Source organism: Streptomyces sp. NPDC093586 (assembly GCF_044764905.1).
GTDB lineage: Bacteria > Actinomycetota > Actinomycetes > Streptomycetales > Streptomycetaceae > Streptomyces.
The window spans coordinates 20,254-36,938 of sequence record NZ_JBIWJA010000037.1; the positions used below are offsets into that span (position 1 = coordinate 20,254).

Below are 16,685 nucleotides of genomic sequence, written 5' to 3' on the forward strand. Positions count from 1 at the left end.
CGCTACGGGCGTACGTCGTAGGCGCGGGACACGGTCTGGCGCACGGAGTTGCCGGCGGCGTCCGTGAACTCGGACCGGAGCCAGACCTGCCGGCCGGCGGCACCGGCGTGGTCCACCGTGGCCGTCGCGCCGCCGCCCGAGACGGTGACGTCCGCCTCGGTCCACGTCCTGCCCTCGTCATAGGAGTAGGACAGCTTCGCGGACGTCAGCCTGCCCGGCGTGTATCCGGCGTGGCCGGTGGCGCGCAGCCCGATCCGCAGGCCGTCCCGCGCGGGCACGGTCTTGAGACCGTCCTCCGGCAGGTCGTAGCGCGGGAAGAGGATGCCCAGGCCCTGCGAGTACCGGCTCTCGTCGAGCTTCGAGCGGAAACTCCACACGGTCTGCACCTGCTGCGACCGCTGCCACGGCCGGGCGGGCTGACTGAACTTCCCGATGTTCTGTTCCAGTTCGTACGCGGCTTCCCCGGCCGGCACGTCGAAGGCTCCGAACGGGTAGCTCCTGCGGGCGAGTTCCTCGCCGTCCTTGCGCAGGATCAGGTTGCCGATGTCACCGAAGGACCCGGACTGGGCGTAGTGCGTGCCGTCTCCCCACATGGCCGCGGAGAAGCCGATCAGGTTGCCCTGCCGTTCGGCGGCGAGCACCGGCACGCCCTCGGTGTCGCGTGGTGCGGTGGGGGCCACCACGCCGTCGTACCAGGACTCGGAACGCTCGCTGCCGGCCCGGTAGGTGCGCCGCTGGTCGAGCATCGCCTCGCCCCAGGGGAAGCTGCTGGAGACGGCGTGCCCCCAGGAGACGTCGCCCGCCGAGTAGAACTCGGTGCGCTTGCCCGGCACCGGGACGGGCTCGCCGAAGCCCAGGGACGCCGTGGTCCCGTCGGGCAGGTACGCGCTGGCGCTGTCGAAGAAGTCGCCCGCCACACCCATCGCGTGGTACGTCGACGTGACCCTGCCGAGCCGGTCGTCGCGCACCCGGTAGGTCCGGTCACCGCGGATCTGCGCGTTCTCGGGGAAGGACAGGTTGTAGACGTACGGGCTTCTGGCGGTGGCCTTCCAGCGCAGCGTCACCTCGCCGGCGGCGAGCCTGGTGAGCAGCGCGCCGGCCTCGTCCGCCGGGATCGCGAGGGTCGGCAGTACCGGACCCGCGAAGCCGGCCCGCGGATGCCAGCGGCCGGGGGCGGAGCGGTGCACGACGAGGGCCGTGGCGCCCGCGGCCTTGGCGTCGGCGGCCAGGGTGGCGACGGCGCCGTCGTCCGGTACGAGGACCAGGGCGATCCTGCCCTTGACGCCCGCGGCCTCCAGCTCCCGGGGCGAACCCTTGCCCGCGTCGACGAGTTCCGCCTGTCCGGTGCCGTCGAGGTTGGTGCTGCCCTTGCCGGACGGGACGGGATGCAGTGCGAGGCCGTCCGCGGTTTTCAACTCGGAGATGAGCGGGGCGAACTGCCGCCAGTGGCTGCCGAACGAGAAACCGCCGTCCTGGGCGCGGCCCTCGACCGAGGCGTAGAAGCCGCGGACGGTGCCCTGGGCGGTGATGGTTCCGGCGTGCACCCAGCTCTCGCCCCAGGTGCGGGAGTAGGAGAGCGTGGCGGACCGGGTCTCGGCCGGCCGGTCGGCGGCGACCACCAGCCGGTGCGCCTTGCGCGCGTCGAGGATCACCGTGGTGTCCTTGGTCAGCTTCAGCTGCGGACGGCCGAGATAGGTGACCGAGTCGGTCATGCCTCCCTCCGCGTCCCGCGTCTCGACGAAACTCGACAGGAAGTAGCTGCCGGGACGCAGCCGGTACGTCTGGTCGGCGGCGCCGTCGTTGAAGCGCCGTTCACCGGTGGCGTCGTCGGTACCGATCACGTCGAGGGACGAGCTCCCGCCGGCCGGCTCGCCCGCGCGGTCCACGAGCTTGACCCGCAGGGAGACGGTCTCCGGCTGGACGTAGAGGGAGAACGGCGTGGAGACCGCCACCCCGCCAGCCTCGGCGATGACCCGGCCGGTGACGTCTCCGTACTGGCTCGCGGCGAGGCGGGCGGTGGGGTCGATGCGCAGCGGGACCTTCACCGTGGCGCCGGCGGGGACGGTGACCGAGCGGCTGCCGAGCTTGGCCACAGCGGACCGGACGGGCGAGCCGTCGTTGCCGGTGACCCCTTCGACGCGGAGGCCGAGCCGCACCGCCTTGTCGCCCGTGTTGGTGTAGGGCACGTCGACGGTGGTGCGGTCGCTGGCGTCCTGCGGCCAGTTGAAGGTGCCGCCCTGCACCGCCGGGGCGCCGAGGACGGTGACGTCGGTCGCGGCCTTCACGTCGAGCAGACCGCCGCCGGTCTCGCGCACGTCACCGGGGACGCCGCTGTCGGCGGAGGACACCAGGGCCGCCTTGAGCTGCCGAGCCGTCCAGTCCGGGTGCCGCTGCCTGAGGACGGCGGCGGCGCCCGCCACATGCGGGGTGGCCATCGACGTTCCCGACATCGACCGGTACGCGTACACGCCCCGGCCGCCCGCCGCAGCCGCGGAGATGTCCACTCCGGGCGCGGTGATCTCGGGCTTCAGGGTGTGGGTGAAGGAGGCGGGGCCGCGGCTGGAGAACCAGGCGGTGGAGTCGTCCCGGTCGACGGCGCCGACCGTGAGGACGCCGGGGGCGCAGCCCGGCGAGGAGACGGTGTTCAGGGACGGCCCCGCGTTCCCCGCGGCCACGACGAACAGGGCGTCCGAGGTCTCGGCGAGCCGCTGCGCGGCCACGCTCATCGGGTCGGTGCAGTCGGTGGGCTGCTGGGAGCCGAGGCTCATGGAGACGACGTCGGCCTCCTGCTCGACCGCCCACTCCATCCCGGCGATGATCCAGGACTCGGCGCCCGAACCGCCGTCGTCGAGGACCTTGCCCATGAGCAGGTCCGCGCCGGGTGCGACGCCCTTCTTCTTCCCTCCGCTCGCGGCGCCGCTGCCGCCCACGGTGGACAGCACATGGGTGCCGTGTCCCTGGCGGTCGTCGGTGGAGGCGGAGCCGGTGAAGTTCCGCTGCGCCGTGATACGGCCCTTGAGGTCCGGGTGCTCGGCGTCCGCACCGGTGTCGAGCACGGCGACCTTGCTGCCCTTGCCGTCGTACCCGGCGGCCCAGGCCTCGGGGGCGTGCACCTGCCGCGTCGAACGGTCGAGCTGTGCCTGGACCTTGGAGTCCAGCCACAGCTTCTTCAGGTCCCTGGACGAGCGGGACGTGGCACCGGAGACCTCGGCCCAGAAACCGGCCGCCTTCTTCTTGTCGGCCTTCAGGGCGACACCGTCGACGGCGTCGAGGACCAGACCGCGCTGCGCGCCGAACGGGGCGACAGGGGTGGTACGGGCCACGTCGACCGACGTGTCGTACACCGCGATCAACGGCAGAGACCCGGTGCGGGCGTCGTCGTAGCCCTGGCGGACCAGGCCGGTGACGTTGAAGAGTTCCTCGTCGACGCGGCCCGCGGCCAGCGCCTCGACGGCGGCCTCCGGGTAGACGTACAGGTCGTCGCCCTGCCTCCTCGTCTGGACGACGGGCACGCCGCCGTCCTCGCCGGGCAGTGCCACGGCCGTACTGCGGCCGGACGTGTCGGTGCTCACCAGGACGCGGTCCCCGGTGACCAGGGTGACGGTCGAGTGCTGCCCCTTCGCGGCGGCGGCCTCGCTTCCCACCAGCGGTCTCTTCTCCGGCTCGGCCGTCCGTGGCCGTGCCACGGACGGCGCGGCCGCGGTCGCGGCCAGAGCCACGGCCATGGCCGTGACCAGAGCATTCCGCAATATCGCGCGCATCGGTCTCCCCAGTCAGAGGTGTGCGGTGGCGACACCCTGACAGAGAGACAGGTGGGGCAGCGGTGTTGTGGTGAGGCGGGTTTGTGCCGTGACCGGTATCCGCCACCGGAACGACCGGGGAAGCGGGAACTCCACGGAGAACGCTGGGGGTTGCGATTCCCCGACGTGGCTTCCGGCGCGGACCGCCGGTCGGTGCCCGACGGCAGGACCGACCGACGTGCCGGGTACCTCAGCCGTTTCCCGGACGGACGACAGGGAATCCGGGAGCCCATGGGTCACGAAGCGTTGGTCCAGGCATCGTCCGGGGACGGCGGCACCGACCCGGCGCTCATCGCGATCCTGTGCCTTTTCCTGGTCATGGGCCTGGTCCGAGTCGTACGCCCGCGACTGCTGTGGCGGTTGGACAGCCGCATGCAGCGGGGCTGGGTGAAGAACCCCGAGGCGACCGAACCCACCGGCAAGGGGTACGCCCTGCACCGAGTGACCGGGGTGCTCTTTCTGGCCGTCGCCACGTGGATGCTGGTCGAGCGGATCTGACCGCCGGCCGGACGCGGCAGCAGGGGCGGGACGGGAAAGGGAGACCGCGGGACGCCGCGCTCCGGCCGCCCCGCCCCACCCTCATGAGCCGGGGCGGGCAACCGGTGGGGGCCGTGGTTCCGCCGGCCCGTGCTCGCCGTCAGCGCCGGGTCGCTGGCACGGCGAGTGATCGACGGGGACGGCGCGAGCCGCACCGTGGCGACGGCCGCCCAGGCCGTCGTACGGGTCTGCCTGCCGGCCTCTTTGGCGGACAGGCGCCCCACCCCGCACGACGGAACGTCCGGTCCCCGGCCGGCACACCGCCCACCGTGCCACCCGCCGCGCCGCACGGTCCGGGGCAGGTGCCCGGTGCCCGAGGCGGTGGCGTCGGCGACGACCGGCCGCGCGGCCGGGGAGAGGGCCCCCTGCTCCGGTCGGACCCGCTACTCCGAGGGGTAGATGTCCCCGGTGCGCATGGCGCTCTCCTGCTCGCACCGGGACCGCAGCGAGCGTGCCTCCTCCTGGAGCCGGGCGCGCTGCTGAGGATCGTCGGTCCGCTCCGCGGCGTCGGCCAGGTTCTTGGCCTTCTCCCGCATCCGCCGCAGCCGCTCACGTGTTTCGTCCGGGCTCATGGTCGATCACCTCGCGAAGGGGAAACTCAGGGCGGGCGGCCGTACTGTCGCGCGGCGGACCGTCCGGCCTCCCCGCCACGCCGGCACCGCCGGACTGCCGAGGACCGGCCCGGCGTCCCCGGGGCCGCCGTGGCGCGGGAGCCCGACGACGTCCCGGTCGCTGCGCGCGAGGCCGAGGACCCGGCCGTACACGGTCATCCGTCGGCCATCCGCGCCGAGCGGCGGATGCGCGACCCTCGGAGCGCTCGCCATGTCTCCAGGGTGCGCCGGTGACGCCGTACCCGCAGCCCGGGCGTGCTGTGCCCGCCCGAGTCCCCGCCGCGAGGACGTCCGAACCGGCGAGCCCACCACAGCGGCGATCCGCTCGACGCGGCCGGCCTCGCTCCGGCGCTGACCGGGTACCCGCCCCGGACAGACCGGCGGAACCACGAGGAGTGGCCATGAAGTACCGCAAGCTCGGCGGCTCGGACCTGGAGGTCTCGGAGATCTCGCTCGGGTCCTGGCTCACCTACTCCGGCGGCATCGAGGCCGACACCACCCGCGCCTGCACCGAGGCGGCGTTCGAGGCGGGCATCAACTTCTTCGACACCGCCAACGTCTACGGACAGGGCGCCGCGGAGAGGGCCTGGGGCGAGATCCTCTCCTCCCACCCCCGCGACTCCTACGTCCTGGCCACCAAGGTCTACTTCCCGATGTCCGTCGACCCGGCCGACCAGGGCCTGTCCCCGGCACAGGTCGCCCGGCAGATCGACGCCTCCCTCACCCGCCTGAAGACCGACCACGTCGACCTCTACCAGGCGCACCGCTTCGACCCGACCGTGCCGGTCGAGGACATCGTCGAGGCGTTCCAGAAGGTCGTCGACCAGGGCAAGGCCCGCTGCATCGGGTTCAGCGAGTGGACCCCCGAGCAGATCCGGGCCGCGCTCGACATCGCCGGCCCCGGCCTGTTCGTCTCCTCCCAGCCGCAGTACTCCATGCTGTGGCAGGCCCCCGAGGCAGAGGTCTTCGGCCTGTGCGCCGCCCACGGCATCTCCCAGATCGTCTGGTCCCCGCTCGCCCAGGGCGTCCTGACCGGCAAGTACAAGCCCGGACAGCCCGTCCCCGAGGGCAGCCGGTTCGCCTCCGCCGACATGGCGGTGTCCAAGGACCTCGTCTACAGCGACGCCACCCTCGAAGCCGTCCAGAACCTCGTCCCCATCGCCGAACAGGCCGGGATGAGCATGCCCACCCTGGCGCTCGCCTGGGTCCTGCGCCGCAGCGAGGTCGCCTCCGCCATCACCGGCGCCTCCCGTCCGGAGCAGGTCCACGCGAACGCCGCCGCCTCCGGCGTGGAACTGTCCGAGGACCTGCTGGCCGCGATCGACCGGGCCCTCGGCGACACCCCGGTCACCGAACCCACCCTCGCCCCCGGCGCCCGGCCGGGGGTCAGGCACCGATGACCCCGCCCACCGCCGATCCACGGAGGCATCACGTCGGCCGGTGCCTCCGGACACGGTCCGCACCCGGCGGTGGCGCTCCCTCGGACTCTTCGCGGACCCGACGGACGACCCTCCACCGCCGTCCCGGTGACGTACCGGCAACTAGCCGTGCCGTGACAGCAATTGACTGCCCGTCACAGGAATGTCCCGGCCGGGACGGGCAACCAGAAAGGCACCCAAGGAGAAGAAGCCAACCACCACAGTTTGGGAGATGACGATGTCGTCCTACAGCCGAGCGGGTGCGCACAAGACGAGCCGGACGAGCGGACTGGCGATCGCGGGACTGGTCTGCGGCATCGTCGGCCTGTTCGTCCTGCCGATCGTCCTGGGCCCCCTGGCCATCATCTTCGGCGCCGTGGCGCTGCGTCAGACCGGTTCCTTGATGGCGAAGTGGGACATCGGCCTCGGCGTGCTCGACATCGTCCTCATGATCGTGATGTTCGCCGTCGCGGCCAACAACGGCGGCAGCTTCACCTGGCACGTCGGCTGACCCGCGGCCACCTGCCCACGCCTGACAGGCCGGGCTCCCCGAGGCGGGCCGACGGACACCCGCGCCGGACGACAGGGGAGCCGCTCGGCGGCCTCCGGCCCCGCCACCTCGTACCTGAGCCCCCTCGCCCGCGCGTACGGCTTCGCGAGCGTGCCGGCACCGCCCGGTGAAGCCGCCCGCGGCGGGTAGGAGGAGGCATGCGGAGCAGACCGTCCACCCTGTGAGGAACCGCGCATGACCGACGACGCCTACCTCGTCCTGCTGAACGACCCGGCCCCGACGCTCGGGACGCCCCCCACGGCTCTCGGGGACCTGGCCTGCATGCAGACCCCCGCCGTACGCGCCTGGCTCGACGCGCAGGGTGTCACCGCCTCGTCCCCCGCGCTGCGCCTGCTGCCGCCGGAGGAGACGCAGGCCATCCCCGAGGACGCCGAGCGGCTGCCCGTCCCCCTCGGCGAGGAGGAACTGAGCCGTCTGCGCCACCGTACGGCGCCGGAGAACGTCGCACGACTGGAGCAGGAGCTGCTGGCCTACCGCTCCTGCACGGACGGCCGCGAGGCACTGCTCACCCGCGCGCTGGCGGCCGGTGTCCCGGCGCACCGCGTCGCGGAACTGACCGGCGAGGACCTGACCGCCGTCAAGGCCGTCGCCCACTGACCCCACCAGCGGTCCCAGCGGTCGCCCGGTGCCGTGGCGTGGTGCGAAAGAGGGGACCGTGCCGCGTCCTCGGTCGGGCGGTATCAGGACAAGAGGTGCTAAAAATGGTGAATGCGTGAGGGGACGAGCGGCGCATCACCGACACCACGGAGACCATGGCCGCACAGCGTTGCGGCGCAGGTGTTCGTGCTGCAACTGCTGGTCGTGCTGCTCCTGGCCGTGCTGAGCGCCATCACCCTGGTGTACGAGACCCGGAGCGAGGCGGTGAACGGGGCACGGCGCGAGGTGCTCGCGGTGGCGGCGGGCTTCGCCAGCTCTCCCGGTGTCGCGGCGGCCCTGAAGAGCCCGAACCCGACAGCCGTCCTGCAGCCGCTGGCCGAGAAGGCGCGTCGGACCTCGGGCGTGGACTTCGTCGTCGTGCTGAACCGGAACGGTGTCCGCTACACCGACGCCCGGTATCCGCTGATCGGCAGGCGGGCGGGCGGGGACTTCAGCCGGGCCCTCGCCGGCGAGTCCTACACCGAATGGTTCAAGGGGAAGCCGACGGACGCCGTACGCGCGGTCGTTCCGGTCACCGACACGGACCGGAACGTCGTGGGCATCGTGACGGCCGGCCTGGAGACCAGCACGGTGAGCGGTGCCTTCTACCGGCAGCTTCCGCTGCTGGCGGCCGGCGTCGCGGGGTCGCTGGTGCTGGCCACGGGCGCGGCGTGGCTGGTGAACCGGCGGTTGCGCCGGCAGACGCACGGGCTCGGGCCGACCGAGGTGACGCGCATGTACGAGCACCACGACGCGGTGCTGCACGCGGCGCGCGAAGGGGTGGTGGTGATCGGGGCGGACGGCCGGTTGTCGCTGGCCAATGACGAGGCACGGCGGCTGTTGCAGCTGCCCGCGGACGCGGAGCAGCGGTCGCTGCGGGACCTCGGCCTGCCTTCCTCGATGGTGCGGCTGCTGGCGTCCGAGCGGAGCGTGGACGACGCCGTCCAGCCGGTGGGCGGCCGTCTGCTCGCGGTCAATGTGCGACGGACCGGCCGCGACGGGGAGGGCCCGGTCGGCGGCGTCGCCACGCTGCGGGACACCACCGAGCTCCGCGCCCTCGCCGGGCGGGCGGAGGTCGCACGCGAGCGCCTGGAACTGCTGTACCGGGCGAGCGCGGAGATCGGCAGCACCCTGGACGTGGTCCGCACCGCCGAAGAGCTCGCGGACCTCGTCGTCCCGCAGTTCGCGGACGTCGTCACCGTGGACCTCTTCGACGCGGTGCTGTGCGGGGACGAACCCACACCGGGTGTGGCGTCGTCCGTGCGGCGCGTGGCGGTCCGTGGGGCGGACGGTGCCTGGCCCTGGCACGAGACGGGCAGCGGCCTGGAGTACGGACCGGTCACGCGGCAGCGCCGGACGACCGACGGGGACGACGCCGTGCTGGTGCCCGACCTGGCACGGTCGCAGGGCTGGCGGGCGGCCGACCCGGAGGGCGCGCAGCGCGTTCTCCAGCTGGGTTTCCACTCGCTCATCACGGTGCCGCTGCGCGCCCGGGGGGTGATGCTGGGGCTCGTCATGTTCTGGCGCGGGCGCCGGTCCCCGTTCCAGCCGGACGACGTGTCGCCCGCGGCGGAACTGACGGCCCGCGCGGCGGTGTGCATCGACAACGCGCGCCGCTACACGCGGGAGCACGCCACCGCGGTCTCGCTCCAGCGCAGCCTGCTGCCGCGGGACCTGCCCCCGCAGGACGCCGTGGAGGCGGCCCACCGCTATCTGCCCGCCCGATCGGGCGTCGGCGGTGACTGGTTCGACGTCATCCCCCTGTCGGGCGCCCGGGTCGCCCTGGTGGTGGGCGATGTGGTCGGGCACGGCCTGCAGGCCGCCGCCACCATGGGCAGACTGAGAACCGCGGTCCTCAACTTCTCGGCCCTCGACCTGCCCCCGGAAGACCTCCTGTTCCACCTGGACCAGCTCGCCACGCGCCTGGACGCCGCGGACCAGACAGGCGGCGAGGAGCACACCGTCACCGGCGCGACGCTCGTGTACGCGGTCTACGACCCGATCGACGGCCGGTGTGTCGTCGCCGGTGCCGGGCACCCGCCGCCCGCGCTCGTCCTGCCCGACGGCTCGGTCGAGTTCGTCGACGTGCCGGCCAATCTGCCGCTCGGACTGGGAAGCGTTCCGTTCCAGACCGCCGAGGTCGGCCTTCCGCGGGGAAGCCGCCTCGTGCTCTACACCGACGGGCTCGTGGAGAACCGCGACGGGAACATCGACACCGGACTGGAGCTGCTGCGATCGGTCCTCGCCCGCACGGAGCCGAGCAGCGAGAGCACCTGCGGCACCGTCATCGACGCCATGGTGCCGGACAGGTCGCGCGACGACGTCGCCCTGCTCGTCGCCGCCGCCCGCCGGTTCCCGGCCGAGGACATGGCCCAGTGGGACGTCCCCGCCGACTTCGCGGCGGTCGGCGCCGTCCGGGCCCGGTGCATGCGGCAACTGGAGAGCTGGGGACTCGCCGACACGGGTTTCACCACGGAACTCATCCTCAGCGAACTGATCACGAACGCCGTTCGGTACGGAGCGCCGCCCGTCACCGTTCGGCTCCTTCGCCACCACCTCCTGATCTGCGAGGTGCGCGACGCGAGCAGCACCGCGCCGCGCGTGGTCCAGGCAGCCGAGTTCGACGAGGGCGGACGCGGCCTGTTCCTCGTGGCCCAGCTCGCCGACCGGTGGGGCGTGCGCTACACGAGACACGGCAAGGTCATCTGGACCGAACAGTCGCTCGCCCCGGACCCCGGCCCCGCTGATCATGGTTGATAGCCTCGCGGGATGACTGCGACATTCGACGAAGCCGTCCGTGCCCGGTTGCAGGCCCCCAACATCTGGTACGTCGGCACCGTGTTCGCCGACGGGGCGCCGCAGGTCAGCCCGATGTGGGTGGATCTGGAGGGTGAGGGGGAGCTGACCTTCAACACGTCGGTGGGCCGGGTGAAGGAGGAGAACCTGCGCCGCGATCCCCGCGTCTACCTGTCGCACGCCGATGCCACCGATCCCTTCGATCGGGTGCAGATCAGCGGTGTGGTGTCCCGCTTCGTCGAGGGCGAGGAGGCACACGAGCGGATGGACCGCCTGGCCCGGAAGTACCTGGGCAGCGAGCGCTTCGAATGGATCATGCCGGGGGAGCAGCGCGTCGCGGTGATCGTGCGCCCGCTCAAGGTGCGGCACATCGTCGGGGTGGAGCGGTTCCGGCCCGGCGGCCCCGTCCCCGCACCCTGACCGGCCCGTCGCCGCGACGGAGCGCGAGGCGCCGTCCGCGGTGCGGCGTGTCCCAGGTGTACTGACCCGCAGGGGTGTTCACGCGGGTACCGGGGGCCCGTCCAGAACGGTGGGAACGTACTCCAGCAACTGGATCCGGCCGTCGAACGTGCGGCTCTCGACCAGGTCGAGAGCGAGGTCGGGATACTCGTCGAAGATCCGCTCCTTCCCGGTGACACCGGTGACGACCGGGAAGACGACCACTCGGAAACGGTCCACCAGTCCGGCGGCGAGCAGTGGGCAGTGGCCGGGGGCCAGCACCACGTGGTAGTCCCCGAAAGCCATGGCCCGTCGGTCGGCGAGCCAGGTCGTTCCGTCTGTCACGACCGTCATCCCGACCGCTGCCTCCGACAGCGCGCACGGCGGGCCCGTCGTGCCGGCTCGGCACACCAGCGGTCCTGGAGCCGGCATCCCCGCGCTCCCCGGATGAGCGGGCATCGCGCCCCGGGCCGCCGGGTAGGGCATCCGGCGGGCGCGGACCGCTCCGGCACGCGCCCGCCCTCAGGTGCCCCGCGGTCCGCCGGCCCGGCAGACGATCGGCACGGTCCGCGGCCCCTCCCGCGCCGCTCAGGCCCGCCGGTTGCCGAGCACCCGGGACCGCGCCGGTGCGGAGACCGGAACGGGGCGGCCCTCGGCCCGCGAGCGGGTGGCGGCTTCGGCGACGGCGAGGGCGGCACGGGCGTCCTCGCCGGTGCACGGGCTGGGGCGGACGCCCGCCACGACCTCGGTGAACGCGGTCAGTTCGGCGCGGTAGGCGTCCTGGAAACGCTCCATGAAGCCTGGATACGGAGTGCCGGCCGGCCACGCCGTCCCCTCGGCCGAGGTCAGGGGCGCCCGCTCGGTCAGGCCGGCGACGAGGGTGCCCTCGGAACCGCAGACCTCCAGGCGTACGTCGTAGCCGGCCCCGTTGTAGCGGGTGGCGGTGCAGGTGGCCAGGGTGCCGTCGTCCAGGGTGAGCACGGAGACGCCGGTGTCGACGTCTCCGGCGGCGGTGAAGAACTCCTCGCCGCGGTTGGCGCCGGTGGCGTAGACCTCGGTGACCTCGCGGCCGGTCACCCAGCGGACGACGTCGTAGTCGTGCACGGAGCAGTCGCGGAAGATCCCGCCCGAACCGGGGATGTAGCCGGGGTGCGGGGGAGCGGGGTCCGACGTGCAGGCCCGCAGGGTGTGCGTCCAGCCGAGCCGTCCGGCCGCGACGGCCTCACGCACCGCCCGGTAGCCGGTGTCGAAACGGCGCTGGAAGCCGATCTGCAGGGGGATGTCGGAGCCCTCCAGTGCGGACAGCACCCGATCGGTCTCCTCCAGGGTGCCGGCGACCGGCTTCTCGCAGAAGGCGGGCAGTCCCGCGCGGTGCGCGGCGAGGATCAGCTCCGCGTGGAAACCGGTGGGCGCCGCGATGACGATTCCGTCCAGACCGGCGCCGAGCAGCGCGTCGAGGTCACCGGCGAACTCCGCCCCGACGCGGTCCGCCACGGTGCGGGCGGAGCGCTCGTCGGGATCATGGAGGACCAGGCCGGTGACGGCCGGCAGGGCGGCCAGTGTCGAGGCGTGGAACGCGCCGATACGGCCCGTACCGATGAGTCCGATGCGCATGTGCGGAGCCTTTCGTGCGGACGTGGGAAGGAGCCGGAGCGGCCCAGGTGCTTTCTATCCCTCGGGAAGCGGGAGAGCAAGGGTTTGTTCAGACATAAAGACGTACAGAGCTTAACGGGAGGTGAGGCATACTGACGGGCGACGGCAGCAGTGCGCAGGAGGATGACGTGGAACCGCTCACGAAGAAGATCACGATCGACCGGAGCAGCCCGGTCCCCCTGTACTTCCAGTTCGCCCAGCAGTTGCAGAGCCTCATCGAGGCGGGGGAGCTGCCGCCCGGCACCAGGCTGAGCAACGAGATCGCCATGGCCGACGAGTTCGGGCTGTCCCGCCCGACGATGCGTCAGGCCATGCAGCACCTCGTCAACAAGGGGCTGCTGGCCCGCAAGCGGGGCGTGGGCACCCAGGTCGTCACCAACCGCATACGACGCCAGGTCGAGTTCACCAGCCTCTACGAGGATCTGGAACGGGACGGCCGTCACCCGTCCACGCAGGTGCTCTCCGTCGAGACCGTCCCGGCCGAGGGGGAGGTCGCCGCCGCGCTCCGTCTGGAGGAGGGACAGCCGGTGCTGTCCGTCGAGCGGCTGCGTCTCGCCGACGACCAGCCGATCGCGCTCCTGCACAACTACCTGCCGGAGGGCCTGATCGAGCTGACCCTCGAGGCGCTGGCCGAAGGGGGCCTGTACCAGATGCTGCGCCGGTCCGGCGTCGCCCTGAGCACCGCCGAGCAGACCATCGGTGCCCGGGGGGCGACGGCCGCGGAGGCCAGGCTGCTCGACGAGACCCGCGGTGCCACCCTGCTCACCATGACCCGCACCGCCTTCGACGGCTCGGGGCGGCCGGTCGAGTACGGAACGCACGTCTACCGGGCCTCCCGCTACTCGTTCGAGATGACCGTCGCCGCGCACTGACGTGCGGGGCGGGCCGGCACACCGGTGCCCGGGCACGGCGCGGGACCGCCGCAGGGGCGGCGTGCGCGGGAGGCCCGGCGCCGCGCGGATCAGTGCCCTCGCTTGAGCAGTGCGTCGGACAGGTCGGCGGCGGCGTCGTTCAGGCGCAGCCCGATGCCGTCGAGGCGGCGCAGCAGCTCCCGGCGGCTGAGCGTGCCGGCGCTCAGTTCCTCACGCAGCAGTGCGGCGACGGCCTCCTGGTACGCGCGCCGCACCCGTCCCGCGGCCTTGCGGGCGGCCATGGCGCCCTCGTGCACCCGCCCGGGGTCGCCCAGCAGTTCGGTGACCGCCTCGCGCAGCCGGACCAGTCCTTCGCGCACCGCCTCCAGCGCGGGTAGATCGGCCGGGTCGCCGGGCACACCGAACAGATCGGTCTCGCGGACCAGGTCCCGCAGACCGTCGAGGACGTCGTCGACGGAGCGGGAGAAGCGGTAGAGGTCCTCGCGGTCGATCGGCGTGGTCAGCGTCGTGAACAGCTCCGCCACCAGCGCGGCCCGGCATCCGTCGCCCTCGTGCTCCACGTCGGCCATGCGGACGCGCGCCTCGGCCGGAGCGACCCGCCCGGTGGCGAGATCCGCCGCGAGGTCGACGCCCTCGACCGTCGCGTCCAGTTGGGCGGTCAGCAGGTCGATCGTCCTGCGGTGCGAGCGTCCGGTGAGGTCGCCGATGATGCGGCGCACGGTCGCGCTCATCATCATGAGGTGACTCCCTTGAGGATCAGGCCGGCCACGGCGCCGGTGGCGAAACTGGCCGGCAGCGTCACCAGCCAGGCGGTCAGCAGCGGCACGGTGAACTGCCAGCGCACGCGCCGTCCGCCCTCGCTGGCGCCGGTGCCGACGAGCCCGCCCGCCACGGACTGGGTCATGCTGACCGGCATGCCGAGACCGGCGGTGGACAGCACCGCCGCAGACGAGGCGAACTCGGCGGACATCACGTGCCAGGGCCGGGTGGTGAGCAGACGGCTGGTCGCGCCGCGGGCCACCCTGCGCGCCCCCGCCATCGCGCCCACCGCGAACACCGCGGCCACCATGACGTCACCGGCCTGCCACGGCTGCGGCATCAGCGCGTCGCCGGCGAAGGCCACGGCGACCACCGCGAACATCTTCTGCCCGTCATTGGCCGCGTAGGCCAGGCACTGGGAGCCGAACGCCGCCAGTTGCAGGCCGCTCACCACGCGTGGCATGCCGCGCAGCGAGGGAAGCCGGTGCACCGCGCGGCCGATGAGCCAGCCGGCTCCCACCCCCACCAGCGGCGCGGCGGCGCCGACGGCCAGCACCACGCCGAGGTGCCCCCAGGCAGGCCGGACCCCCAGGGCGACGTCCGCCCCGGCCAGTCCGCCCAGGACGGACAGGGTCAGCGAGGTGGGCACACCGCGCCAGGTCAGCAGCAGGACGAGGACGACCGAGGCGCCGGCGCCCGCGAGGAAGACCAGCCGCGCCGCGTCGGGCGGTCCCTGGCCGAGGTGCCCGGTGAAGGTGCGGGCGACGGTGAGGCCGAAGAGGTCCGGCCCCAGCCCGACGGCCAGGACCAGCAGCGCGAGGAGCGGTCCCGCCGAGCGGCTGCGGTGCCGTACGGCGAGCTCCAGCAGAGCACCGCCGTCGTTGGCCCCGCAGATGAAGACGAAGGCGACTGCGGTGACGCACAGGGCGACGGTGACGGTCACGGAGGACCTCTCTCACGGCTGGGTTCCGGGTACGGCACGGACGCGGGGCGCGGTCGGCACACGGCGGGTCCGCGGAAGGGGGAGGACGGCGCGGACGGTGGCCGCCGTCCTCCCCGCGCGGTCCGTGCGGTCAGCGCACCCCGGCGGCGCGCAGCACGTCGGACAGGTCGACGAGCTTGTAGTTGGTGCTGGAGCGGTCGCCGTCGTCACCGGTGGCCGGTGCGTTGTAGCCGTCCTGGGCGACGAACAGGCCGTTCGGGAACGCGCTGCCGAGCGCACGGCCCGTGGCGGCGATGCCGTCCGTCTCCTCGGAGCCGTCGATCACCGCACCCGGAGCCACCCGGAAGGAGCCGACCCACTCGTCGTCGTCCGAGGTGTCGTAGACGGAGTAGGTGTAGTCGCCCTGGCTGGAGACGATCAGGTACTGCCGGCCGGAGGGCCCGCGGAACAGGGTGACCCCTTCGGTGTCCGCCGTGATGTGCTCGCCGCCGTACCCCGGGTCGGCACCGGCCACGCACTCGTCGGTCTCCGGGTCGTAGACCGCCGGTATGCCGAACTGGCGCGTCCGGTCGATCAGTTCCGGCTCGTCGTCCAGGTCGGCGTCCACCTTCCAGAGGCCGACGTCCTCCTGGCCGATGTAGAGGTCACCCTCCTCGGCGTCCACCACCAGGCCTTCGATCTGCGGGCCCTCGCCCGGGTCCTGGCACGGGCTCCAGACGCCGCCGGGCGTGCGGAAGCTGCTCGGAAGGGTGAGCGTGCGGACCTTCTCGTAGGTGACGGTGCCGGACCGGGTGACACGGAGCTCGAACAGCGCGAGGTCGGGGGCGTGGCGGCGGCTGGCGAGCACGTACGAGCGGCCGGAGTCGGGGTCCCGCCACACCGCGGTGCCGTACGCCGTGTACTGGTCGTCGACCTCGGCCTCGGTGGCGGCGAAGGCGCGTGGGACGGCCGCATCGGTGACGTCGGTCAGCGGCGTGCCCGGCCGGGAGCCGTCGATCCGGTAGAAGCGGATGCGGTCGCGGCCGCGGTCGGTGACGACGGCGACGTCCGAGCGCCGGCCGTCGGGGAAGCGCAGGCCGGTGAGCACGTCCACGTTGTTGAAGCGGCCGGGAGCGGAGTCGGCCGCGGGCGCGGCCGGGGCCGGGAGGGTCTGCACCAGGCCGCCGTCGAGACGGTAGACGTCCAGGCCCCCCTCCTTGGCCGTGCCCAGCACCAGACTGGAGCCCGGGCGCGCGGCGTTGTACCAGATCGCGGGGTCGTCGGCGTCGGAGTTGCCGCCGGCCTCGTCGTCGAAGAGAGCCCGTGTCTCGGCCTTGGCGTACGCCGGTGCGACGGTCTGGTCGCCCGGGTGCGGGGGCGTGGAGGCGGTGGCGGTGGCGGCGGTCAGCCCGGTCACGAGCACGGCGAGGCCGGCGGCCAGGCGGGTGCGTCTGTGCATGGTTCCTCCTTGACGAAGGTGGGTCACCCCATCGGTGAGAACGGACCTTACATAAGAATGTGCTGACAAATAAAGGGGTCTGTCGGCCGCTCTCCGGGTGTACGGCGGGTGGCCTGCGGGTTGCCGGGAGGTGAACATCGTGTGTTCTGGTTTCATCCTGATGTCTTGACATACGGCTTCGGGCCGGTCGAAGCTGTCGGGCATCAGGTCGCC

13 protein-coding genes and 1 pseudogene are annotated in these 16,685 nt (G+C 72.9%); 7 read left to right on the plus strand and 7 right to left on the minus strand.

All coding sequences use genetic code 11. The features are described 5' to 3' along the window. Positions 1-2: 2 nt before the first annotated feature. Complete coding sequence (locus ACIRFH_RS29375) at positions 3-3,761, minus strand: S8 family peptidase (RefSeq protein ID WP_403527179.1); 3,759 nt, start codon at positions 3,759-3,761, stop codon at positions 3-5. A 270-nt stretch (positions 3,762-4,031) separates the two neighbouring features. On the opposite strand from ACIRFH_RS29375, the gene ACIRFH_RS29380 reads away from it, so the two are divergent. Further along, a complete protein-coding gene (locus ACIRFH_RS29380) occupies positions 4,032-4,298 on the plus strand; it encodes a DUF6199 family natural product biosynthesis protein (protein ID WP_403527181.1) in 267 nt (88 codons plus the stop codon). A gap of 422 nt (positions 4,299-4,720) precedes the next feature. Here the strand turns inward: ACIRFH_RS29380 and ACIRFH_RS29385 are convergent, their stop codons facing one another. Continuing rightward, positions 4,721-4,909, minus strand: a complete 189-nt coding sequence (locus ACIRFH_RS29385) for a DUF6381 family protein (protein WP_403527184.1) — start codon at positions 4,907-4,909, stop codon at positions 4,721-4,723. A 440-nt stretch (positions 4,910-5,349) separates the two neighbouring features. Here ACIRFH_RS29385 and ACIRFH_RS29390 point away from each other — a divergent pair, with 440 nt between their 5' ends. The 5 genes from ACIRFH_RS29390 (at position 5,350) to ACIRFH_RS29410 (ending at position 10,789) form a co-directional block, all read left to right on the plus strand. Next, the gene (locus tag ACIRFH_RS29390; protein ID WP_403527187.1) at positions 5,350-6,348 is read left to right on the plus strand and encodes an aldo/keto reductase family protein; all 999 of its coding nucleotides are present in this window, start codon (positions 5,350-5,352) and stop codon (positions 6,346-6,348) included. A 256-nt stretch (positions 6,349-6,604) separates the two neighbouring features. Beyond that, entirely contained in the window at positions 6,605-6,877 is a 273-nt protein-coding gene (locus ACIRFH_RS29395) for a DUF4190 domain-containing protein (RefSeq protein WP_403527303.1), read from the plus strand. A 234-nt stretch (positions 6,878-7,111) separates the two neighbouring features. Beyond that, positions 7,112-7,534, plus strand: a complete 423-nt coding sequence (locus ACIRFH_RS29400; RefSeq protein ID WP_403527190.1) for a DUF6003 family protein — start codon at positions 7,112-7,114, stop codon at positions 7,532-7,534. 186 nt (positions 7,535-7,720) lie between these two features. After that, complete coding sequence (locus ACIRFH_RS29405) at positions 7,721-10,330, plus strand: SpoIIE family protein phosphatase (RefSeq protein WP_403527192.1); 2,610 nt, start codon at positions 7,721-7,723, stop codon at positions 10,328-10,330. A 12-nt stretch (positions 10,331-10,342) separates the two neighbouring features. Continuing rightward, entirely contained in the window at positions 10,343-10,789 is a 447-nt protein-coding gene (locus tag ACIRFH_RS29410) for a TIGR03618 family F420-dependent PPOX class oxidoreductase (RefSeq protein ID WP_403527195.1), read from the plus strand. 78 nt (positions 10,790-10,867) lie between these two features. Here the strand turns inward: ACIRFH_RS29410 and ACIRFH_RS29415 are convergent. Continuing rightward, positions 10,868-11,065, minus strand: a pseudogene (locus ACIRFH_RS29415) (dihydrofolate reductase family protein); the annotation flags it as partial. 330 nt (positions 11,066-11,395) lie between these two features. Next, positions 11,396-12,421, minus strand: a complete 1,026-nt coding sequence (locus ACIRFH_RS29420) for a Gfo/Idh/MocA family oxidoreductase (RefSeq protein WP_403527198.1) — start codon at positions 12,419-12,421, stop codon at positions 11,396-11,398. Between the two features lie 167 nt (positions 12,422-12,588). Between ACIRFH_RS29420 and ACIRFH_RS29425 the strand changes: the two genes are divergently transcribed. After that, positions 12,589-13,332, plus strand: coding sequence for a GntR family transcriptional regulator (locus ACIRFH_RS29425; protein WP_403527201.1), 744 nt, complete (start codon positions 12,589-12,591; stop codon positions 13,330-13,332). A gap of 89 nt (positions 13,333-13,421) precedes the next feature. Here ACIRFH_RS29425 and ACIRFH_RS29430 read toward each other — a convergent pair whose 3' ends face one another. From ACIRFH_RS29430 to ACIRFH_RS29440, 3 genes are all read right to left on the minus strand, one after another. Next, positions 13,422-14,069 carry a DUF47 domain-containing protein gene (locus ACIRFH_RS29430; protein ID WP_403527203.1) on the minus strand — a complete coding sequence of 216 codons (648 nt, stop codon included), beginning with the start codon at positions 14,067-14,069 and terminating at the stop codon, positions 13,422-13,424. Beyond that, the gene (locus tag ACIRFH_RS29435; RefSeq protein WP_403527206.1) at positions 14,066-15,034 is read right to left on the minus strand and encodes an anion permease; all 969 of its coding nucleotides are present in this window, start codon (positions 15,032-15,034) and stop codon (positions 14,066-14,068) included. The genes ACIRFH_RS29430 and ACIRFH_RS29435 overlap by 4 nt, the downstream gene beginning before the upstream one ends. A 130-nt stretch (positions 15,035-15,164) precedes the next feature. After that, entirely contained in the window at positions 15,165-16,472 is a 1,308-nt protein-coding gene (locus ACIRFH_RS29440) for a phytase (protein ID WP_403527209.1), read from the minus strand. Positions 16,473-16,685 lie beyond the last annotated feature (213 nt).